The organism is Clostridium carboxidivorans P7, from assembly GCF_001038625.1.
Classification (GTDB): Bacteria; Bacillota; Clostridia; order Clostridiales; family Clostridiaceae; genus Clostridium_AM; species Clostridium_AM carboxidivorans.
Map to the genome: position 1 here is coordinate 2763095 of NZ_CP011803.1, position 22895 is coordinate 2785989.

At 28.7% G+C, this 22895-nt stretch carries 29 protein-coding genes; 7 read left to right on the top strand and 22 right to left on the bottom strand.

All coding sequences use genetic code 11. From position 1 onward, the window contains the following. Positions 1-62 precede the first annotated feature (62 nt). The 3 genes from Ccar_RS12095 to Ccar_RS12105 are packed head-to-tail and all read left to right on the top strand — an operon-like array spanning position 63 to position 2947. Positions 63-755: a response regulator transcription factor gene (locus tag Ccar_RS12095; RefSeq protein WP_007062315.1), complete on the top strand. Its 693-nt coding sequence runs from the start codon at positions 63-65 to the stop codon at positions 753-755. Continuing rightward, on the top strand, positions 748-2529 hold the full coding sequence (locus tag Ccar_RS12100) for an ATP-binding protein (RefSeq protein WP_007064974.1): 1782 nt from the start codon (positions 748-750) through the stop codon (positions 2527-2529). The genes Ccar_RS12095 and Ccar_RS12100 overlap by 8 nt, the downstream gene beginning before the upstream one ends. 19 nt (positions 2530-2548) lie before the next feature. After that, positions 2549-2947, top strand: coding sequence for an SHOCT domain-containing protein (locus Ccar_RS12105; protein ID WP_007062312.1), 399 nt, complete (start codon positions 2549-2551; stop codon positions 2945-2947). A 73-nt stretch (positions 2948-3020) separates the two neighbouring features. Here the strand turns inward: Ccar_RS12105 and Ccar_RS12110 are convergent, their stop codons facing one another. The 4 genes from Ccar_RS12110 to Ccar_RS12125 all read right to left on the bottom strand — a co-directional run bounded on the left by Ccar_RS12110 (position 3021) and on the right by Ccar_RS12125 (position 5606). Continuing rightward, positions 3021-3467 (bottom strand): DUF134 domain-containing protein, encoded by a 447-nt coding sequence (locus Ccar_RS12110; protein ID WP_007062311.1) that lies wholly within the window; start codon positions 3465-3467, stop codon positions 3021-3023. After that, complete coding sequence (locus Ccar_RS12115) at positions 3451-3666, bottom strand: helix-turn-helix domain-containing protein (RefSeq protein ID WP_007062310.1); 216 nt, start codon at positions 3664-3666, stop codon at positions 3451-3453. The genes Ccar_RS12110 and Ccar_RS12115 overlap by 17 nt, the downstream gene beginning before the upstream one ends. Before the next feature lie 14 nt (positions 3667-3680). After that, complete coding sequence (locus tag Ccar_RS12120) at positions 3681-4505, bottom strand: Mrp/NBP35 family ATP-binding protein (RefSeq protein WP_007062309.1); 825 nt, start codon at positions 4503-4505, stop codon at positions 3681-3683. A 171-nt stretch (positions 4506-4676) separates the two neighbouring features. Beyond that, entirely contained in the window at positions 4677-5606 is a 930-nt protein-coding gene (locus Ccar_RS12125) for a metal ABC transporter substrate-binding protein (protein ID WP_007062308.1), read from the bottom strand. 118 nt (positions 5607-5724) lie between these two features. Between Ccar_RS12125 and Ccar_RS12130 the strand changes: the two genes are divergently transcribed. Continuing rightward, positions 5725-6789, top strand: coding sequence for a permease (locus Ccar_RS12130; protein WP_007062307.1), 1065 nt, complete (start codon positions 5725-5727; stop codon positions 6787-6789). Positions 6790-6791: 2 nt separating this feature from the next. After that, positions 6792-7559 carry a TIGR03943 family putative permease subunit gene (locus Ccar_RS12135; RefSeq protein ID WP_007062306.1) on the top strand — a complete coding sequence of 256 codons (768 nt, stop codon included), beginning with the start codon at positions 6792-6794 and terminating at the stop codon, positions 7557-7559. Between the two features lie 352 nt (positions 7560-7911). On the opposite strand, the gene Ccar_RS12140 is transcribed toward Ccar_RS12135, so the two are convergent. The 10 genes from Ccar_RS12140 to Ccar_RS12185 form a co-directional block, all read right to left on the bottom strand. After that, positions 7912-8226 carry a NifB/NifX family molybdenum-iron cluster-binding protein gene (locus Ccar_RS12140; protein WP_007062641.1) on the bottom strand — a complete coding sequence of 105 codons (315 nt, stop codon included), beginning with the start codon at positions 8224-8226 and terminating at the stop codon, positions 7912-7914. A gap of 42 nt (positions 8227-8268) precedes the next feature. Continuing rightward, positions 8269-9003 (bottom strand): Rossmann-like domain-containing protein, encoded by a 735-nt coding sequence (locus Ccar_RS12145; RefSeq protein ID WP_007062640.1) that lies wholly within the window; start codon positions 9001-9003, stop codon positions 8269-8271. 22 nt (positions 9004-9025) lie between these two features. Further along, complete coding sequence (locus Ccar_RS12150) at positions 9026-9649, bottom strand: DUF1847 domain-containing protein (protein ID WP_007062639.1); 624 nt, start codon at positions 9647-9649, stop codon at positions 9026-9028. Positions 9650-9883: 234 nt separating this feature from the next. Further along, a complete protein-coding gene (locus tag Ccar_RS12155) occupies positions 9884-10444 on the bottom strand; it encodes a class I SAM-dependent methyltransferase (RefSeq protein ID WP_007062638.1) in 561 nt (186 codons plus the stop codon). 5 nt (positions 10445-10449) lie between these two features. Next, on the bottom strand, positions 10450-10641 hold the full coding sequence (locus tag Ccar_RS12160) for an ATP-binding protein (protein ID WP_007062637.1): 192 nt from the start codon (positions 10639-10641) through the stop codon (positions 10450-10452). 306 nt (positions 10642-10947) lie between these two features. Beyond that, complete coding sequence (locus Ccar_RS12165) at positions 10948-11307, bottom strand: DUF1634 domain-containing protein (protein WP_007062636.1); 360 nt, start codon at positions 11305-11307, stop codon at positions 10948-10950. Further along, entirely contained in the window at positions 11307-12143 is an 837-nt protein-coding gene (locus Ccar_RS12170) for a sulfite exporter TauE/SafE family protein (RefSeq protein WP_007062635.1), read from the bottom strand. The genes Ccar_RS12165 and Ccar_RS12170 overlap by 1 nt, the downstream gene beginning before the upstream one ends. 1 nt (position 12144) lies before the next feature. After that, the gene (locus tag Ccar_RS12175) at positions 12145-13347 is read right to left on the bottom strand and encodes an ROK family protein (protein WP_007062634.1); all 1203 of its coding nucleotides are present in this window, start codon (positions 13345-13347) and stop codon (positions 12145-12147) included. Between the two features lie 401 nt (positions 13348-13748). Next, a complete protein-coding gene (locus Ccar_RS12180; RefSeq protein ID WP_034826511.1) occupies positions 13749-14504 on the bottom strand; it encodes a prolipoprotein diacylglyceryl transferase in 756 nt (251 codons plus the stop codon). Positions 14505-14677: 173 nt separating this feature from the next. Then, positions 14678-15556, bottom strand: coding sequence for a LysR family transcriptional regulator (locus Ccar_RS12185; RefSeq protein WP_007062631.1), 879 nt, complete (start codon positions 15554-15556; stop codon positions 14678-14680). A gap of 107 nt (positions 15557-15663) precedes the next feature. Between Ccar_RS12185 and Ccar_RS12190 the strand changes: the two genes are divergently transcribed. Beyond that, positions 15664-16659 (top strand): YeiH family protein, encoded by a 996-nt coding sequence (locus tag Ccar_RS12190; protein ID WP_007062630.1) that lies wholly within the window; start codon positions 15664-15666, stop codon positions 16657-16659. A 249-nt stretch (positions 16660-16908) separates the two neighbouring features. On the opposite strand, the gene Ccar_RS12195 is transcribed toward Ccar_RS12190, so the two are convergent. The 4 genes from Ccar_RS12195 to Ccar_RS12210 all read right to left on the bottom strand — a co-directional run bounded on the left by Ccar_RS12195 (position 16909) and on the right by Ccar_RS12210 (position 19737). Beyond that, a complete protein-coding gene (locus tag Ccar_RS12195) occupies positions 16909-17829 on the bottom strand; it encodes a SufB/SufD family protein (RefSeq protein WP_007062629.1) in 921 nt (306 codons plus the stop codon). Further along, the gene (locus Ccar_RS12200; RefSeq protein WP_007062628.1) at positions 17830-18561 is read right to left on the bottom strand and encodes an ABC transporter ATP-binding protein; all 732 of its coding nucleotides are present in this window, start codon (positions 18559-18561) and stop codon (positions 17830-17832) included. 163 nt (positions 18562-18724) lie between these two features. Continuing rightward, complete coding sequence (locus Ccar_RS12205; RefSeq protein WP_007062627.1) at positions 18725-19264, bottom strand: permease; 540 nt, start codon at positions 19262-19264, stop codon at positions 18725-18727. After that, positions 19261-19737 (bottom strand): permease, encoded by a 477-nt coding sequence (locus tag Ccar_RS12210; RefSeq protein WP_007062626.1) that lies wholly within the window; start codon positions 19735-19737, stop codon positions 19261-19263. The genes Ccar_RS12205 and Ccar_RS12210 overlap by 4 nt, the downstream gene beginning before the upstream one ends. Positions 19738-19930: 193 nt before the next feature. Between Ccar_RS12210 and Ccar_RS12215 the strand changes: the two genes are divergently transcribed. Further along, positions 19931-20269 (top strand): PadR family transcriptional regulator, encoded by a 339-nt coding sequence (locus Ccar_RS12215; RefSeq protein WP_007064970.1) that lies wholly within the window; start codon positions 19931-19933, stop codon positions 20267-20269. Between the two features lie 360 nt (positions 20270-20629). Here Ccar_RS12215 and trxA read toward each other — a convergent pair whose 3' ends face one another. The 4 genes from trxA to Ccar_RS12230 form a co-directional block, all read right to left on the bottom strand. After that, positions 20630-20950, bottom strand: a complete 321-nt coding sequence (gene trxA, locus Ccar_RS12220; RefSeq protein ID WP_007062624.1) for a thioredoxin — start codon at positions 20948-20950, stop codon at positions 20630-20632. Positions 20951-20997: 47 nt separating this feature from the next. Then, positions 20998-21297, bottom strand: a complete 300-nt coding sequence (locus Ccar_RS27690; protein WP_341271378.1) for a HesB/IscA family protein — start codon at positions 21295-21297, stop codon at positions 20998-21000. A 263-nt stretch (positions 21298-21560) separates the two neighbouring features. Further along, a complete protein-coding gene (locus Ccar_RS12225) occupies positions 21561-22388 on the bottom strand; it encodes an AraC family transcriptional regulator (protein ID WP_007062622.1) in 828 nt (275 codons plus the stop codon). Positions 22389-22477: 89 nt separating this feature from the next. Further along, a complete protein-coding gene (locus Ccar_RS12230; RefSeq protein ID WP_007062621.1) occupies positions 22478-22867 on the bottom strand; it encodes a cupin domain-containing protein in 390 nt (129 codons plus the stop codon). Positions 22868-22895 lie beyond the last annotated feature (28 nt).

Consider the following 22895-nt stretch of genomic DNA (forward strand, 5'->3'; position numbering starts at 1 on the left):
CAAATTAAATTTATTTTGATGATATAATCTAAATAAGATAAAAAAATACGAGGTGATGAAAAATGGATAAAAATATTTTGATTGCCGATGATAATATAGAAATCATTAAAATTTTAAAACCTTATGTAGAAAAAGAAGGCTTTACTGTAGTTTCTGCACTCAATGGAAAAGAAGCATTGGATAAATTTGATGTATGTAATCCTCAAATTGTTTTATTGGATATTATGATGCCAATAATAGATGGAATGGAAGTGTGTAAATCAATAAGATTTAAATCCAATACTCCAATAATAATGATAACAGCAAAGAGCGAGGATGCAGATAAAATTTTAGGGTTAAATTCTGGTGCTGATGACTACATTGTAAAACCCTTTAGTCCTGGTGAAGTAGTGGCAAGAATAAAAGCCATACTTAGAAGAATTACACCACCTGAAAATATTAAATTAACTACAATTAAATATCCTCCCCTTGAATTAGATATTGAAAATTACTCAATTAAATTAAATGGTTCAAATATTAACCTTACTAAAAAAGAAATAGAAGTTTTATGGATGCTTTCAAGTTCTCCTAACAAGATAGTTTCAAGAGATACCCTGCTTGACAGTATATGGGGTATAGATTATTTTGGAGATCCTCGAACAGTAGATACTCATATAAAAAGGATAAGAGCAAAGCTTGCACTTAATGGACAATATAACTGGGATATTAAAACTATTTGGGGTATGGGATATAAATTTGAGGTGAAAGATGTTTAGAAAAAATATCACTTTTAAACTTACTTTTGGTTTTTTACTAATTGTTATTATTTCAACTCTCTTAATAGGTATTATTTCATTAAACATATTTAAAAATAACATCTTTAATGTAAAAAGAAATAATATGACAAAGCATGCTTTGGAAATTTCAGAAACTCTTAAGCCCTATATAACTGAAAATGTTAAAGGAAAGGAGTTTACTGATATTATAAACTTACTGGATTCCATTGACAGTGCAAAGATTTGGATAGTTGATTCCAATACAAATATTATATCTGCATCAAATAATAAAAATATGAATCTTACTTATATTACTGATGCAGATGTAAAAAAAACATACAATTCTATTTTCAAAAAAGCATTAATTGGTTCAAACGAATATGATGAAATCTTCAACCCCTATTATAAAGAATACATGATGACTGTGGCAGTTCCTATAAAAAATAACAGCCATAATGTAATAGGTGCAGTAGTTATTAATTCTTCTATTACTGATCTATCTAATTCTATGAACAATTTTTTTATATATTTAATTTTAACTCTTTTAGGTGAAATATTTCTTGCTGGATTTATGGGATATTATTTTTCCAAAAGCATTACAAAACCTATAAAAAAAATAAACTTCTCTGCACTTGAACTAGCAAAAGGTCACTACGGAATAGCTACAAACATATATCAAAAGGATGAAATTGGCGAATTATCAAGTTCCTTTGATTTATTATCTTTAAAGCTTCAGTACACTATAAACAAACTTTTTGAAGAAAAAACAAAGCTAAGTAATATTATAACAAGTATGAATGAAGGCATTTTAGCAATAGATACAAACCTTAATATCATTAATATTAATCAATCTGCTATTTCATTATTATCTGTTGAAGATTGGGAATCAGGCTTAAAAATTAATACAATATTATCAAAATTGAATATAATTGAAGAATTTGAAGCTGCTATATCTAAAGATACAAAAAAATTCATATTAAAAGAATATCTAAGCAAAACGTTAAATTTCTCCATGTCACCTGTAAAAAATAATTTAAATGAGACTATAGGTGGTGTAATTCTTATTCAAGATGTAAGTGAAAAGGAAAAGCTTGAACAGATGCGCAAAGATTTTATTTCAAATGTTTCCCACGAATTTAGAACTCCTTTAACAATTATAAAAGGTAATTTAGAATCAGTTATAGATGGAATGACAAAACCAGAATATATAAAAGATACTTGTATTACACTTTTAAAAGAAACTAATCGTCTTGAAAGAATGGTTAAAGATCTACTTAATTTAAGTAAATTAGAATCTGACAAATTGGAAATTGTTTTTAATGAACTGGATGTTAATATGCTCATTAATGATACCTTAAGGGGCCTTAAACCTTTGATAAATAATAAATGTATAAATTTACAACTGTTACTTGAAAATAATTTACCACTTCTATTTAGTGATTACGATAAATTGAAGCAGCTGCTTATAATATTTTTGGACAATGGAATTAAGTTTTCTCCAAATGAAGGTATATTAAAAATATCTACCTATTCAAACAATAAGAATATTTATATAACTATTGAGGACAGCGGAATTGGTATACCTAAAGAAGAAATTGAATATTTAGGTGAAAAGTTCTTCAAAGCTGATAGAGCAAGAACTTCAAACGTTGAAGGAACTGGACTTGGGCTTTCCATAGCAAAAAGGTTAGTAAAAGTTTTAAATGGACACTTTAAAATAGAAAGTGAATTAGGAAAAGGAACAATTATAACTATTTCATTTTCCAAAATATAAAAATGTAAGGAGTAAAATTATGAGACATGGATATGGCCATCATATGGGATTAGGTTTTTATGGTTCCTATATTTTAATATTTTTCTTATTAATTATTTTAATTTTAATATTTTTTCTCATGAAAAATCAATCCACTACAAGTCCATTTATAATAAAGCTGATTAACATACTTAAAGAAAAATATGCTTCCGGTACTATTTCTGTTGATGAATATACTGAAAGAAAATCCATCATTGAGCATACTAAATATTCAAACCCTCATACTCCTATACTTCTAGAAAGATATGCTGAATGTTCAATAAGTACAGAAGATTTTTTAAATATTAAGAATGAAATTGAAAGTAATAAAAATGGTCCTCTTATATGTGAACAACTTGCAAAGGGAGAACTTTCCTATAAGGAATTTAAATTAAAATAAATGAATTATATAAAAAACGAGAGTTACTTTGCTAAACTCTCGCTTTTTAATATGGTTAATTTTTACAATTATTCTAGGTTGAACTTTCTGTATTACACCATCGTCTGCAAAATGCAGCCTTTTTGCTGCACACCACTTTCTGAGATCCACAATTAGGACAAACTAATTTGTCATGCTTATAATTTATTTCATAAATTTCTCCGCAGTCCATACACTTGAATTTGCAGTGATTTGTAGTATAATATCCTCCACTGATTCTTATAGCTTTTCCTTCTGTTAGTGCTATTGCAACCTTTTTTCTAGCACTATCAATTATGTTTTGAAAGGTTTGGCGGGATATTTCCATTTTTTCAGCACATTCTTCTTGATTAAGTTCTTCTATATCCTTAAGCCTCATTGCTTCAAGTTCTTCTACCTTTAAAACTATTTCTTCAGTTTCACATTTAGGTTTTCCCCATGGTACAAAATAATCATCTTTTGGAAAAAACTCAACTTTTCTAAATTTAGTTGGTCTTGGCATTTTCATCCTCCCTGCATTTATTACATAATCCAATTAGCATTATATCAGCATCAGATACAATTAAATTATTTTCCTTTTCAATTTTACTATTTAATTTCAAATAATCCAACTCTAAAGATTTATTATCTATATCTATTATACTATTACATTTAATACATTTAAAATGTAATATGCAGGGTTTTGCACTAAATATTTTCATCCATGTTTTAATGCCTATAGCTTTTTCAAAATATTTGTTACTATTGGATTAAACATCTCACCTAAGCTTTCACTTGAATTTTCACATCCACAGCTTGATAAGTTACAAATTTCACTAATCATTGGTAATTCACCAAGAAGCTCTAAATCAGATTCTCCTAAAAATTTATCTATACTCTCTCCACTAAATATCTTTATCTTTTTATTACAATCTGGACAAACTATATAGCTCATATTTTCTACAACACCTAAAACTTTAATATCCATTTTCCTTGCCATATTTATAGCTTTTGAAACAATCATTGAAACTAAATCCTGTGGTACAGATACCATTACAAGTCCATTAATAGGAATAGACTGCATAACAGTTAATGCTACATCTCCTGTTCCTGGAGGCATATCTATTATCAGATAATCTAGTTCTCCCCAAAGTACATCAGTCCAAAATTGCTTAACTGCTCCAGAAATTATTGGACCTCTCCATATTACTGGCTCATTTTCATCTTCAATTAATAAATTTAATGACATAACCTTTATTTTATCTTCTGTTTCTACTGGATATATAATTTCCTCTCTAACTTCTGCATTTTTGCCTTTTAAACCAAGTAATCTTGGTACACTTGGTCCTGTTATATCAGCATCCAAAATTCCTACTTTATATCCTGATTTTCTTAATTGTTTAGCAATCATTACTGATATAGTAGACTTTCCAACTCCACCTTTACCGCTCATAACTCCTATAACATTTTTAATACTATTCATTGGATTATTTTCTATCATGCACTTTTCCTTATCCTTGCTGCATGAATCACCTGATGGACATGAATTACAATTTGACATAATTTCCACTCCCTGTCTGTTTTTATTATTGGCATTTGCTAATTATATATTACATCAGCTTTTTATTATTGTCAAATGCCAATAATAAAAGCAAGGAAAATCATAAAAATGACTTTCCTTAATAAGAATTATATTATTAGATATGTAAATTTAATTTCATTATCTATAACTCTATTTTAAAGTATTATATATTAATTCTAAATTGCTCTTCATACTTTGAATATAATCTTTATTATCTTCCTTGCTTTCCAAAGTATAAATCTTTTGCACTTTTGCTCCAACTTCTTTAGCAAGAGTTTCTGAAACTTTAGGACTTACCATATCTTCTACAAATATAGTTTTTATTTTATTTTGCTTGCAGTAACTAATTAATTCTTCCATCTTTTTAGTTGTTGGCTCACCTTCTGCAAATACATCTTCTACACTATTTTGTTTCAATCCAAAATCTCTGCAAAGATAGGCAAAGGCCGCATGACCTGTAACAAAATTTTTATTAACTGCTGTATCAAACTTTTTCTTATAATCATTATATAAGCTATCAAGTTGAGTTGAAAAATCTTTATAGTTTTTCTCATAATAGTCTTTATTAGATGGATCAACCTTTATTAAAGCTTCTTTTACATTTTTTGCTTCAAATTCTGCACCCTTTAAACTTAGCCATACATGTGGATCTTCTTGTCCATGTTCCTTAATTTCATCTTCATCAGTATTCTTTATTGATTCAAAGCCTTTTGATGCCTCAACAGTAACTAATTGTTTGTTATCAACTACTTTTAGAGACTTATCCACCCAAGATTCCATTCCAAATCCACTATAAACAAATACTTTAGCTTTATTTAAACCTTCAAGATCCTTTGCTTTAGGCTCAAAATCATGTGGTTCAGTTCCATTTGGAATCATTGTTTTAACTTCTACCTTATCCTTACCTACTGCCTCAACAAATTCTCTCATGGCATTAAAAGAAACTACAACTTGTATTTTTCCCTGAGACTCCTTTTTATCATCAGTCTTATTACTGCTGACTGTACTAACATTACCGCATGCTGAAAAAGTTACAAGAATACACATTAAAATTAAAATTGAGATTATTTTTTTATACATTTTTTCACTCCTTAAATAAAGTTGTTGCAAATCATTTGCATTTACATATATAATATACATACATACCACAATTGTCAATAGATTCCACATTTAAATTTATATTAATAAAGGAGTAAAAATGGAGAGAAAGACCAAATTTTCTATAATCAACAAAAAACTAGCTATAACTATAATGTCAATTATATTACTATTCTTTTTAATGAATATCTTAAGAAATATTTCTATAAGCAAAATTGATACTACTACATTAAACAATTTTTGCACAATATTCATCAGTATGATACTAGAAGGATTACCATTTATTATAATAGGATCATTAATTTCATCATTTATCCAACTATTTATTTCAGAAGAAACTATACTAAAAATCATACCTAAAAATAAAATTGTAGGTTTATTTTGTGCAGCATCAATAGGCCTGATTTTCCCAATATGTGATTGTGCAATAATACCTGTAACTAGAAGACTTATAAAGAAAGGGGTTCCTGTAGGAATAGCCATTACTTTTATGATTTCTGTACCTATAATCAATCCTATAGTACTGTTTTCTACTTACTATGCATTTACTGGAAAACTATACATAGTAATTGCAAGAGCTTTAATTGGATTTATAAGTGCAATTTTAATAGGATATTTCATAGATTTGCTGCATAGGGGAAATGCATTACGACATAACATTCATATAAACAAATGCAGCTGCAATTGCAACGGGCATCATAGTCATAATTACAATAATGCTAGTCATAAAATTTATTTTTTATCTGATATAGTTTATCATACCAGTTCTGAAACCTATAATACAGGTAAATTATTTATTATAGGTGCACTTATATCATCCTTTGTTCAAACTTATGTACCAAAAAAATATATATTTTCTATTGGGCAGGGTGAAATATACTCTATATTAATCATGTTTTTATTAGCTTATCTATTATGTATTTGTTCTCAAACAGATGCCTTCATTGCTAGAGCTTTTCTTGGGCAATTTACTGTTGGTTCTGTAATTGGTTTCTTAATATTTGGACCAATGCTTGATATAAAAAATACATTAATGCTTATGGGAACATTTAATAAAAAATTTGCAATAAAGCTTATTCTCCTCATAATTTCCATATGCTTTATTATGGCTATATCTGCAAATTATGTAATCCCTCTTAGCTTGAAAATTATTGGAGGTATCTAAAAGTGAGTAGTAAAAAATTTAATTTTAACATCGGCGAATTTACATGGTGTACATTGCTTCTTGCAATTTCATTTTATTTTTATAAATTAATTTCTTCAAAAGAAATTAAGATGTTTATAAGTCCTAATATGAATAAATATGTTATGTTTGCTTCTATAACTTTGCTAATTTTAGCAATTTTTCAAATACCTAAAATATTAAATACTCAAAACGATAGACCAAAATTTGGATACTTAATATTTGGAATTCCAATAATCATTGGAATTTTAGTTAATCCAAATGGATTAACTCAACAGATAGCAGATACAAAAGGAATTAATGTATCACAAAACACCTATCAATCAAGCACTAAAGTACAAAAAGAAGACTCTAGTAAAACTAAGAATACAGAAATTGTTATGACTGAAAACAATTTTTTTACTTTTCTTAATGAAATTGACGATAATCCTAATAAATTTAAAAATTACAGTATAACATTAACAGGTTTTATTTATAAAAACGATAATATAAAAGCTAATCAATTTGTTATTGCAAGAATGCTTATGGTATGCTGTGCAGCTGATGCACAGATTGTTGGATTCTTATGTGATTCTAGTGGACAAAACTTAGACAAAAATACATGGGTACAAGTAACAGGAATTCTTGATACTACAAACTACATTGACAATAATTCAAAACAAGTATCTTTAATTCCACTAATAAAAATTCAAAATGTAAAAAAAGTAAATCCTCCTACTTCTAAATATATTTATATGAGAAACACTGATTAAAATTGAAAATAATTATTAACTCAACTTTCCTAGTTTTAAAAAAATGCGAAGCATTTTTTAGAGGACATTTGACAGAGGACAGGGGACAATGAAGGTGAGTTTTCCTCCCTACGTCGGAAAACTAATTTATTTTTAAAGCTTATTTTGCTAACGCAAAAGAAGCTTGGAATTTATACAGGTCAGCAATGTTTTGCTTTAGCAAAATGAGTCATCAAAAATCATCCTTCACTGTCCTCTGTCCTCTAAAAAAGTTGTGTCACATTGTGCTTATTATATTAACTAAAAAGCACTACTTCTACTTAATGATGATGTCCACCACAACTATCTGTACCATCATAATTTCTAATTAGTTTCAATGATCTTTTTTCATTTCTTCAAGAGCTTTTTCAACTGAATAGTCAGCACCAAAGAACCTTGTTACTCCAGCATCTGCTAAAATATCAAATGCTGTTTTTTCTATATCACCTGTAATCAATGCCTCACAATCATACTTCAATATATCATCAGCAAGACTTTTGGAGTATGAATCTTCAAATAATTCATCATTTTTTATAAATGTAATATTTAAATTATTCATATCAACAATGAGCAAATACAAACATTTTTCAAATTTTCTAGACACTTTGCTGCTTAAATTTTCTCCATCTGCTGCCACTGCAATATTCATCTTTTCACCTCGCTTTATGTATATAAATATGGGATTTTTCTATTATTTTGAACAAGGACAAAATCTTTCAAGCTTCATTAAAGCTGCTGCACCTGCAAGAGTAGTTCCAAAAAATATAGTTGGTTTATCTAACAAAACATTAGTTATTGTTTTATTAGCTACAGTGCTGCCTGTAGCAACCACAATATCACACCAATTCAACAAGTCCTCAATTAATTTACTTCCATCCTCAACCATTACTCCATATTTAACTTTTCCTATATTATTGTCATCTAAATCCACAATTCTTACCTTATAATTTTTACTCAAATTTTCTAATATAGCTGGTTGATATCCTATTAATGCAATTTTAGGATTATCATATTTATTTTTTATATATTCTACTAACTCCAAAGCACAGCTTTCTGGTTCTCCATCTTTACAGTGTACTGTATTATTTGTCATCCCTAAGTATCTGCATACAGCATTTAAAGTTGCAATATATACAGCTGTATCAAAGTTTGTCTCTAGCGGCATTTCAATTATTTGTTTTAAATTTCCCAGGAAATTATTCGGCATATCTGTAAAAGCCTGACCTTTAACACCTTTAAAATCTGCTTGTAATAATTTTTCTTTTCCTTTTATAATGGGAAAATCTTTTCTTTCAGTATTTCCTATAGCCTCTTCTGCAGTTAAAGCTCTTCCTGTTATTTTTACTTCTTCATTTAACAATCCATTATCTTCTACAAGTTTTTTAAACTTATCAAATAAATCAGTATAAAATTCATTTTTATTCATTTAGATCCTCTTCTTTATTTAATTATTTATATAGCTTATTTTTATAGTATCCATCTGAAAGATATAGCGCCCCTATAGGATTATGTGCAAGTACTCTATCTTTAACTGCAAAAACAGTTATTGGTGCATCAGAATATTTTATAAATAATGAATCATGACCTACACATAATCCTAAAATAATATTTAAATCCGTTTTAGCGTTATTTAGAAAAATAGCTTGTCCTATAGGATTGCACATAGCTTCATATGTACCAGGTCTTACCTTTTCACTATCCTTAATATTCAAAAATTCTTTAGGTATACTTCCATTTTTACAAACCACCGAATTAACCTCAAATCCATTATGCTTTAATATTGAACATAATGCTTTTGCTTCATTACTTAATCCCACACAAAAAGCTACTCCTAATTTTTTAAAGTTGCATTTATTAGCAAAATCCATTATTTCTTCAAGCCTTGTTTTTTTACAATATCCTTCTGCTTCAACTAACGCTGAATTATGTGCTAATTTATAATTTTCAGCTTCAGAATATAACTTTTTTATTTTCTCTTGTTCCTCTTTTTCATTGCAAGGACAATTAACAGGTAATTTTTCAAGTTCTCCTTTCTTACAATAATGTTCACTGCACATAGCACAAGTATACATATTACCACCTCAAACCTTCTTCATTTTATTTTAAAAAGTAATTATGCCTTTAAGAAAAGATTTATTTATAAAAAGCATAACTACATTAATTATCTAACACACTATTAGCATATGCTATAAATATAATTATAGCATATGCTAATTATATATCAATAAAAAAAGCCATTAGAATAGTCTTTAAAATTATTCTAACTGGCTCCTTATGTTCAATAAAAAATTAATATTTCTATTTTATTATATTTTAAATTTTAAACCATAATGTTCATTATTAATATTTACTTCCTCTAAAAAAGTAAATTCTAGAGGTTCAACTAGGCTTTTTATTTCTTCTTTTGATATTCTTTCATTTACTGGCGGACCACTTTTCATATCCCTTTTATCCCATTCAATTATACAAAAATATCCTTCATTTTTTAATACTCTTTTTACCTCTGTAAGAAATCTCATTTTATCTTCTATTTCATGTATAACATTACATACAAAAACATAATCAATAGAATTATTTTCTACTGGAAAGGAATATTCTTCACTCTTTTTAAATTCTATATTTGTTATATCTTCTACTTTTTCCTTTGCAATATCAAGAATTTCTGGTGTTATATCTATACCAATTACATTTCCCTTATTAATAATTTTTGCTGCTGGTATAGTAAAATAACCTATGCCACACCCTATATCAAGTAACGTACCTTTGTTACCTATTTTAAACTTTTTTAGAGTTTCTTCAGGAGGCATACTCTCTCTTCTTTTAGGATTATCTAATTTTTCTATTTTTTTAATATCAAATTTATGCATCTTAATCACTCCCCATCTTCAAATTCTAATGCACCTATAGGACAATAGTATACACACCTACCGCATTTTACACATCTTTCTTCAAGTACAGTAGGTGCATCAAATCCTGTTTGTTTTAATGCATATACTGGACAAACTTTTACTGCTAAACATGAATGATCTTGCGTGCAAATATCCTTATTTACTCTTATTATCATAATAGTCACTCCAACCCTATCATATTTAATATTCTTATCATTAACTTACTTTTTCATATCCTATTACCTTCTTTGGATATGCTTTAAGATATTTTTCACAAATCTAAAAGCACATACAATTAACTCCTTTCATATGGACTATTTAAATAGCTTAGCATCATTATATCATTATATTATGATATTACAATATATGAGCATTAATTTTATACTAAATTTTTTCATTTAAATTTTAATTTGAAAGTAGATTTTACCTATAATGTGAAAAGTTGCTTTGATTTTAGCAAACAGATTAGATAAAAAATTTACCTATTCAACTTTTCCAAGTATAAAACTTATAATTAATATTACAAAAACAAGTGAAGTAATTTTGGCATATAAAAAATCTTTTTCTTTCATAAATACAATGATTGAAACACCTACACGAAATACAGGGGTTGCAATTAAAATCATAAGTCCAGTTAATATTATTGAATATGATTTAAATGCCAAAGCTCCTTTTAAAATTGCTATAGGCTCTGTTGGATATGTACTTCCTGCATATCCGCTATTTCCAGTTAATAAAAACATTGCAAAACCAATGAATATTACAAAAGCACTTAATAAAACACCAAATTTTAAAAATTTACTTATAACAATCTCCATTTCTTCAATTTCATTTTTATGCATCATTTAACCCCCAATCCTTTTATAATCATTTCTATTGAAACATAAGCAACAACTGGTATAAATATTTTTCTTATAGTTTTACTCTTTAAATTCTGCATAACCTTAGTTCCAATAGCTGCTCCAAATAAAACACCAAGAGCTACAGGAGCAGAAATTTTAGGATCTATATCCCCTCTAATTAAATACACACCAGCACTTGCAGCTGCAGTTACTCCTATCATAAAATTACTAGTGGCACTAGATACCTTTAATGGAAGTTTCATAAACAAGTCCATAGCCATAACCTTAAATATTCCACTTCCTATACCAAGAAGTCCTGATATAACCCCTGCCACATACATCATTCCAAATCCACCATAGACACCAGTAACATTATATTGAATTTGCTGATTTAAAACTTTGTCATAATAAGCCCCATTTAAATTTAATTTTGCAGCTATAGGATGTGTTTCAATATTTTTAGGAAGTTCACTTTTTGATTTTTTGATCATGTTAACTGTAGAATATAGTAAAACCATGCCAAATATTAAATAAAGATATTTAGTGTTAATCATTCCACTTAAAAATGCTCCTGTAATTGCACCTGTTGTTGTAGCTATTTCGAGAAACATACCTACCCTTATATTTGTAATTCTATCTTTTATATAGGCAATAGCTGCTCCACTTGAAGTAGCAATTACTGATACTATACTTGCACCTATGGCATATTTTATGTCTATTCCAAAAAATAAAGTTAATACCGGTGTAATTATAATACCTCCTCCAAGTCCAAGAATTGAACCCAACACTCCTGCTATAATTGATATGATAAATATTTTCAAAGCTATTATAACCATTTTACTTTCCCCCAATGCTTGTTTTTTTCAGATAGTTTTCTATTACTATCAAGCCTGATCCAACTGCTATGGCATTTCCTTTAAATTCACCTCCATCACTAAATATAACCTCATTATTTAAACAGTTACTTTTATTAAATGCATCAATGCATTTATTGTAATACAATTTATAATTTTTAATTAAAGGTCCATATAAAATTACCAATTGAGGATTTAATATTCTCACCATATTAGCAAGTCCAACCCCTAAAATTTCAGCACCCTTATTAATAATTTCTACAGCAGATTTATTATTATTCACTGTCAGTTCTAATATTTTTTTATAATCTTCCTCTTTTATTTCTTCATTTGTATCATTGTTATTATTTTTTAATATTGAATTGAAACTTTTAACTATTGCATTAATAGAGGAATAACTGTCTAAGCATCCTTTATTGCCGCAACTACATTCTTCGCCATTGAAATCTACAACCATATGCGCAAAAGCATCTTCAGAGTCCCTCATAGTCCTAATAATAATTCCATTATTTATAACTGCTGATCTTATTCCAATTCCACAATGTACGTACACAATATTTTTAAAATCTTTTCCCTTACCAAATAGATATTCAGCTAAAACAGCAGCATTAGTTCCATTATCTATGAAACATGGAAGAGAAGTTCTTTTCTCAAACATGTCCCTTATAGGAACATTACTCCAAAGTTCATTGAAAAAATTTTTAGGATTTATCATAACACCTTTTTCTCTATCAAGTGGTCCTACAGTACCTATTCCTATACCCAATACTTCACTTTTATCTATGGATAATTTTAATAGTCCTTCATCTATTATATTTCCAATTTTTTCAACAGTTTTCTCTGGCGAAAAACTATCATCCATAAAAAACTCTTTTTTTTCTAAAATTGTCATTTTTAAATTTAATATAACTATCCTTACATAAGTTCTTGACATATCTACCCCTATAGCATATATACCACTTTGTGCCACATCGTATTTTACTGCTTTTCTACCTCCAGTTGACTTCGATATACCTGCCTCAGATATTAATTTTTTATCTTCAAGACTTTTCATTACTCTATTTAAAGTAGTCAATGTCATACCTGTTATAGCTTGTATACTTTTCTTTGTAATCAAACCCTTTTTTTGAATTATATCAAGAGTTTCTAACTCTCTATTTGACAATTCTCTTAAAATTTTCTTCATATAAACCTCCTTTTTTACATATTTACCTATAACTTCATTATACAACTTTTAACCATTTTGGCAATAAGTTTTTTGTATAATTTATCCGATCGCTACCATTGCTAATATCCCAACCTTCTTCAAGTTTGGGATAAGCACTGCTACGCGCCTGGATAAGTTCTTCTAAGACTCAGATGGGTAAAATGACTAAATGGCATTTTACGAGCTTTTGCTCAAGTAAGAGGTATTACTCACAGGCAAACTCTACCTGAGTCTAAGAATCACTTGATGACTTTATTTTTAAATCACTTTTCATGCATGTTTTATAATTAAAAATTTAAATACAAAAAATCAAGCTGCAATTATACTTTTACAGCTTGATTTTTCATCATGCATTATTGTTTTAAAATTTATAACACCAACTAATTATTTTTCTTTTTATTAGCAAAACCAAAAACATAAATACCTATAAAGAATATAAATATACAAATAAATTGAGAAGTCGATAACAATCCAATGCTACCTCTTGGATCTCCTCTAAATATTTCGATAATAAATCTTCCTATACTGTATAAAATCATATAAAGTCCTGATACTTGTCCTTTTCTTTTAGACTTTGATGAATAATAAAGAAGTAAACCTGCTATTATAAAATCTCCAGCACTTGAGAAAAGCTGTGTAGGTATTAATGGAACTCCATTGGGAGCATATAAAGAATTTTGAAATATTATACCAAAAACACTATCTGTTTCTCTTCCAAAGCAGCAGCCTGTTGCAAAGCACCCTATTCTTCCAAAACCTTGAGCCATTGCAATCGCTGGTACTACTAAATCTAAATAGCCCCAAAAATCTAAGTGCTTTTTTTTACAATAGACATACCCTGTTAAAACACCTCCCATTATACCTCCATAAACCACAAAGCCGCCAGTTAACGTTTCAAAAATATATTTAGGGTCATGAATTACATTTTGGAATTCTACCATCCAAAATAAAAGTTTAGATCCGATAAAACCTCCTATTATTCCATATATGCCTAAATCTATAATTACATCTTCGTTAAAACCTAATTTCTTCGCTCTGTATGTTGATAGCAGCAATGCAGATATTATACCTATGGCTATCATAAGTCCATAACTGTATATAGTAATTGGACCAAATTTAAATAGTATTGGATGCATCTTCATATTCCCCTTTTCATATCTCGTGTATCTTATTATACATCGATTAATTTTTTTACTCAAAATTGAGCTAATATTATTAACATTTCTCTTAATGCTTTTTTATTTATAATATAATTATATATGTTTTAACCGTTTTGGCAATAAGCTAATCATCGAATAACTTGTAAAATTTATTTATACTTTGCTTCACAATAATCCATAAAATGCTGCATTATTTCTGTTAAATACTTATTCTTATGATATATGATTTTAAACTGTCTTTTAAATTTTATACCTTTTATAAGTATTTCGTAAAGAATTGCAGAATCTAATTCATTCATTACTGAATTTCTTGAAATCACTGAAACTCCTAAACCTTCTGCAACTGCAGTTTTTATAGTATCAGTATTATTACAAACCCAGATAACTTGCCATGTTAATTGGTTTTCTATCATTTTATCCTCAAAGGTTTTACGAGTTCCGCTCCCCTCTTCACGAATAATAAATTTTTCCTTTTCAAGCTCATGAGGTTCAATGTAAGATAGTTTTGAAAATCTATGATTAGCTCCACAGATGAGTACAAGTTCATCATTCATAAATGGCTTGTTTATAATATCTGAATTAGTTGTTTCTCCTTCTACAAGTGCTAAATCAATTTCATCATGAAGAAGCATTTTTTCAATTTTCGTAGTGTTTTCTTCATACACTTGTATATCAACTTCAGTATTTTCTCTTTGAAAATGTGAAACAAGTTTAGGAAGTACATAAGCTCCAACGGTAACACTTGCACCAATACGTATAGATCCTTTTTCATTTAGAGTTTTCATTTCATTTTCAAGCTCTATATTTAATTTAATAATATATCTAGCATAGCTGAGCAATTTTTCTCCTGCCTGAGTTATATAAAGTTTTTTCGACAGCCGTTCAAAAAGGCGTAAACCATAGTGGTTTTCAAGTTCAGAAATTGCCTGACTAACTGCTGATTGAGACATAAATAATGTGTCAGAAGCCTTTGTCATATTCATTTTGTCACATACAGCAACAAATATTTTAAAGTGTCTTAAAGTCATAATATTCTCCTTATACATTAGTATATACTTATCACATTGATTAAATAATAATATTTTACTTATATAATGTCAAGGTGTATCATAAGAAACAGATCGGAGGAGATATTATGAAAACAACAAATAACAAATTATATGGAATTATACTTGCTCTAATTATAGCAATTCCAGCATGGATGATTGGAAATACTTTTCCTATTATAGGAAGCCCTGTACTTGGTATTTTATTTGGAATGATTTTAGCCTTTTGGAAAAGGCCAAGCTATTTTAATACAGGGGTAACCTTTACTGCAAAAAAGTTACTTCAATATTCAATTATTCTTATGGGATTTGGCATGAATCTTTTCAATGTTTTTAAAGTAGGAAAGCAAACAATTCTTTTAATGCTTTTTACACTAACAGCAGCATTCATTACTGCTTATATTGCAGGTAAATTATTAAAAATAAATGGAAAAACAGCAGCTTTGATTGGCGTTGGTTCTTCCATATGTGGCGGCTCAGCTATTGCAGCAACAGCTCCAGTTATTAATGCAAATGAGCAAGAAGTAGCTCATTCTATATCAACCATATTTCTTTTTAATGCTATTGCAGCTTTTTTATTTCCATTCCTTGGTCATTTATTTAACATGAGCAATCAATGCTTTGGACTTTGGGCTGGAACAGCTGTTAATGATACTTCATCTGTAGTAGCTGCTGGCTATTCTTACAGCACTGCAGCAGGTAATCTTGCAGTTATAGTAAAACTTACAAGAACCTTGGCCATTGTTCCAATTACATTGGCACTAGCTATTTATACTTCTAAAAAAGAAGCCAAAAGTAAAAAAGGATCTTACAGCATCAGCAAAATATTCCCTTGGTTTGTACTTGGATTTGTAGCTGCATCAGTAATTAACACATTTATTCCTATACCAGCTGTAATTACTAAGTTCTTATCCGAGGCTGGGAAATTCGTCATTGTAATGGCAATGGTATCTGTAGGATTAAATACTAATATTGTAGAACTTGTTAAAAATGGTGTAAGACCAATTGTATTAGGCTTCACATGCTGGGTGGTTTTAGCACTTACTTCACTTGGAGTACAACATTTTATAATGGGAATTTTTTAAGAAAAGCAACTTTTTCAAAGGACAGAGGACAATTGACAGAGGACAGTGAAGGATGATTTTTCTCCACTTTGCTACGAAAAATCTCTAATTAAATTTTTGATGACTCGTTTCGCTAAAGCGAAACATTGCTGATTTATATAAATTTAAAGCTTCTTTTGCATTAGCAAAAAAAGCTTTGAAATAAATTAGTTTTCTGACGTAAGGAAGAAAACTCACCTTCATTGTCCTCTGTCCTCTGTCAAATGTCCTCTATTTAAGAAATCCTTTTAATATAGTATCTTCTGCTTCCTTTTCTGAAAGTCCTAAAGACATAAGCTTTATAAGCTGATCATTAGCAATTCTTCCTATAGCAGCTTCATGTATAAGTTGGGAATCTGAATGGAATGCTGATATTTTAGGTATAGACTCTACTCTAGCCTTATCCATTATTATGGAATCACATTGTATATGACCTCTACATCTTTCATGTCCAGACATATTTAAATGAAACATTTGTTTTGACTCATCTCTAGCTACAGAACGAGAAATTATTTGCGCAGAAGAGTCCTTTCCTATCATTTCTACATTTATGATGGACTCTGCATCTTGATTCTTATATGTAAGAAGTCTTTCTATTACTACAACTTTAGCATCTTTATGAAGTTTTATTTCTGTATCTCTTTTAGTACTGTCTACTCCTTTTATTTGAACTAATTCTAATTCTGCATATCCTCCTTCTTCAACCTCTATTATTGTTTTAGGATTCAATACTTTTTCACCATTTCCATTACCTTCTCCAAAGTGTTTCTCTACATACTTTATTCGAGCACCCTTTCTAACAAAAAATTCATGTACCCCATCATGTTGCGATTTTGTATCACCTGGGTTATGTATACCACAACCTGCTACTATAAGTACATCTGATCCCTCACCAATTTCAAAAGTATTATATACAACATCATTTAATCCTTCTTTTGTTATAATTACAGGTATATGAACGCTCTCTCCTTTAGTTCCAGGTTTTACTACTATATTTATACCAGGCTTATCTTCTTTTGTTATTATATCTATATTAGCTGTAGTGTTTCTTGCAGCCTTTTCTCCATTTTTTCTTATATTATAAGCACCAATTGGCAATTCATGAAGTCCTGACATTTGATCTAACATACTTTTATCTAACGCATCTAACATCTAAAAAGTCCTCCCTTTTTCACAGGTTTCGCTGCAATTACAACTGTCATTTTTTATTATTTGAGCAAGTATATTCTCTTTTGAAGTTATTTCTTTAATTTGACCATCTGAGAGTATAATAACTTCATCTGCTAAATTTAAAATTCTCTCTTGATGAGATATTATAATTATAGTTGTTTCCTTCTTTTTATTCATATTTTCAAAGGTTTCAACTAACTTTTTAAAGCTCCATAAATCTATTCCTGCTTCTGGTTCATCAAATAATGCAACTTTGAGATTTCTAGCAAGTATAGTTGCTATTTCTATTCTCTTAAGTTCTCCACCAGAAAGACTTGAATCCACATCTCTATTTACATAATCTTGAGCACAAAGTCCTACATCCAGAAGCAAATTACATATATTTACTTCTTTATCCTTTGCAGCTAAGCTTAACAATTCATTTACTTTTATACCTTTAAACCTTGCTGGTTGTTGAAATGCAAAACCTATACCTTGTCTGGCTCTCTCTGTAATATCTAAACCTGTAATATCTTCCCCATCTAATAGTATATTTCCAGAAGTAGCCTTATATATTCCCATTATTGTTTTGGCTAGAGATGACTTACCACCACCATTTGGGCCAGTAATTGCATATATTTTATTTTTTTCAAACTTCAAGTTTATATTTTGTAGAATACTAATTTTTTTATTATCATTATCTAATTCTAAAGACAAATTTTTTAATTCTAACATCCATATAATCCTCCTATTTTTGATCATAAAATTGTTTTACATTTATGTTTAATAAATACATTACGTTATTCTTAGTAGTTATTATACCATATATAATAGAAAATACTAAATTTTGTACAACTGCTTGAATAAAGACTTTTCTATTTAAAAAATATAAAAGTCTTTATTCAAGATTTTTAATATTTTCATAAATTGTTTCTTTTTCAATAGGTGAAATAATTTTATCTGTAATATATGCTATTAAGATAATCACAGGTATATCAATAGCATATCGAGTAAGCATAAACTTCCATCCCATTACGGATGCTTCAAACAATGATATAGGTATTTTTGTAGCAGACCATGCTCCTATAAAAATTAGTATATTGAAAAATTTACTTCCCTTTTTCATCAAAATTGCAGCAAAAGGGAATGCAACATATACCGGTCCAGCAGCAAATGACCCTAATAAAAATGCAATAAGTATACCTTTTAATCCTGATCCTTCTCCCATAAACTTTATCATTGTTTCCTTCTGTACCCAGGTATCCAAAAGTCCCATCAGAAGAAATATTGGCGGCATAATAGCAATTAATTCCTTCAAGTTATCTCCAGTTCCCTTTAATGAACTTGTTCCTAGTGAAGGCTTTACTATAAGTAAAATTAAATTTATTATTAAAATAACTCCAAATACTCTATACCTTTTAAAGATTTTTTTCATCATATTAACACTCCCATCACAAACGCAATTATAAAAGAAAACACAAGAGCAAGTGAATTTCTAATATAGGTAGCTTTCATGCCCCAGTATTTTGCTTCAATAGGAATAGTAATAATTCCAACCATAACTGAAGTTGATATTAACATTGTTATTTGAACCATACCAGCTCCATTTTTTAGCAATGTGGCCGCTAACGGAAATGTAACAAATCCAGGTATTACAGTGCAAGAACCAATAAGTGCAGCTAACATTATACCTAATATACCTGATTGCTGTCCCATTATTTTTGAAATAACCTGAGGACTTAAAATAGCAAGCATAATTCCTATAACAAATAATATTGAAAGAAATAATGGCAGGATATTTTCAAAGGATTTCCATGCCTTTTTTAAAGCTAATAATGTTTTCTTACGACTCTTAAACAAAGATATAAACAATAGAACAAACGCTAAAAGATATAATCCAATAGTAAACATAAAATTTTCATAACCTCCCGTAATTTAATTAGATATCAATGAAATATAATGATGATTTTTACACTATAGTGTACTTTACACTATTATCATACATCCATTTTACTTTAGTGTCAATAACACTAAGGTATTATTTGCAATTAGGTGTATAAAATAATATAATGTGATAAGAATACAAATAAAAAGGAGAGATTTTATGGCCAATAAAAGAAATCAATCTCGTCATTTGCCTGCATTTATTTTACTAACATTAGCTGAAGGTTCTACTTATGGTGGTGCAATATACACTTCACTTATAGAAAAAATACCTAATTTCCAATGTGATCAAGGTGCTATATATCGTACTCTTCAGCAACTTGAAAATGACCATGCAGTAATATTTTCATGGGATACAACTAATTCTGGACCTGCAAAGAAAATTTATAGTATTACCGAAACTGGATTGAAGCAGCTTGATGATTGGAAAGATGATATAGAAAAAAGGATTGTATATTTAAAATGCTTTTTAGATAGATATGAAAGTTTAAGAAAATAAGATTATTTGTGACACCTATTGCTATATTTTAAGCATAGTGCGACACAACTTTTTTAGAGGACAGAGGACAATTGACAAAGGACAGTGAAGGATGATTTTTCTCCGCTATGCTGCGAAAAATCTTTGATTAAATTTTCAATTACTCGTTTCACTAAAGTGAAACATTGCTGATTTATATAAATTTAACGCTTGTTTTGCGTTAACGAAACAAGCGTTAAAAATAAATTAGTTTTCTGACGTAAGGAAGAAAACTTACCTTCATTGTCCTCTGTCCTCTGTCAATTGTCCTCTTGAAAAGTTATGTCACATTATTCTAATATTATTTACTTGTTGTGAATTTGCAATAAACAGTTGTTCCTCTTAATTTGAATACTGCTGCAATCTAGACTTAAGTATTTCCTTAGGTTGAAAACCCACTATTTTATCAACTGCTTTACCATCTTTGAAAATCATCAATGTTGGTACTCCTGTAATTCCATACTTTTCAGCTAAATCACCACTTTTATCCACATCAACCTTAAATATTTTAGCCTTTCCTTCCATTTCTGTACTTAACTCTTCTAAAACTGGAGCTACCATCTTACATGGTCCACACCATTCTGCAAAAAAATCCACTAATATTGTTTCATTACTATTTAAAACATCCTTTTGAAATTCACTACTATTTATTACCTTTGCCATTATTAATAACCTTCCTTTCAAATATATCTCTTCATTTTATTTACCTTTTAGCATGAAGAAGAATTACCACCAAATATAGTAAATCCTCGTGTAAACCAACTATTTGAGTAATCAATAGTTGACCCATTTATATATGCTTCAAGCTCTGGACTGTAGGCAACATTTATACCATCTGATTTAACAATTACGTCATCACTATTTTTTAACTCATCCAGAGTTAACTGTAATCTTGGGCCGCCTCATCCATAACCTGCAAAAACAACTCTCAATATTGCATTTTCAGGATCCTTAACTCTTTGCTTCATTTCATTAAACTTTTCTGCTGCTTGTTTAGTAACCTTAACCATAATAATATTACCTCTCTTTCACATTTTTTATTTGAATCAATATTTATATAATTAATTTCTGCCTAGCTTATAATTTTTATAAGTATGAAAATACGGTGGATTAACAAGTATTCACATAAACTTGCATATAGCAACATATTTTCAAATTCAGCTTTAATCTCTATATTTATATATTACGATATTATGATATATATGTCAATATATTTTTTAAATATTTTAAAAAATAGTTCCACTTAAGAGACTACCTAAATTTAAAACTATTATTATTTTTTCATTTCCCCAAGATATTGACTAGGGGTCACTCCTACACTATTTTTAAAATGTTTAATCATATGGCTTTGATCCGCAAAACCTACTTCTAATGCTATATCTGTCATTTTCATTTTTCCATCTTTTAAAAGCTCTTTCACCTTTCTTATTCTGATACTATTCTGATAACAATGGGGAGCAAATCCATATTCATTGGAAAAAAGCCTAATTAAATAGTAAGGACTTAAACCTGAAATTTGAGATAGTTGGTTTATTGAAATATTTTCTTTATAATTATATTCAATATATTCTTTTAATAACTTTATAACTCTTTGTTCATTACCTGTACTTTTTAAACTATATATTCTATCCAAATAGTTTATATTTAATTGCTCTATAATTTTAAGAAACAAACCTTTACTTTCCGAATCTATATTTTTATCTAAAAGGTTACAGCAAAGTTTATTTATTAAGACATATAAATGTGAATCATCAATTATATTGTGAAAAAATAATTTTCTTGAATTTTTTTCTTTTGTATCTTCTAAAATGTTTTTAATGCACCCTTTATCAAAACAAATACACATATAATCATGTGTTCTTTTATCTAAAGATTTAAATGAATGAACTTCACCTGTATTAACAACAAATACTTTACCTTTATCAGCGCATAATTGCCTTTTATCTATGGAATATATTCTTGTCCCCCTATTTATAACTCCTAAACACATACTTCTGTGTGAATGTTTAGGAAACGCTCTTCCTACATTAATACCTTGAATTACATCAATATTATAAAAGTCATTTAAATGACGAAATTCAATTTTCTCCTTATCTATCAAGTATACTCCCCCATATTTCTATTGATTTAAAACAAAAACTTCCAATATAGTAATTATATCAGAAGCTTTACATATAATATAACCTTTTTCTATACCAGCGCAGGTATAAATTTAGCAAACAAATATAGGTCACCATTAACAGCTTTAACTTTATGTTGTATGCCTTGTGGTATTACACTGAGTGTTCCAATAGAATAAATTATTTCTTTATCCTCTAAAAAACATTTTCCTTCACCGTCAATTACCTCATGTAGTTCCCAATTGCTATCATGAATATGTTGTCCTATTTCACATCCTGATTCAATTTTTACAATATGGCAACTAAACTTTCCAGCTGTGTCCTCACCTTTAACAATATGCTTTAGATATACACCTTTATTAGGGTTTTTGTTCCATTCTAACTTTTCAATATTAATTTCCTTGTTTTGGTATATCACCTTACCACCATTAAAAATTTTTACAATACTATCATTCATCATTATTGACCTCCTTATATTTCTAGAAAAT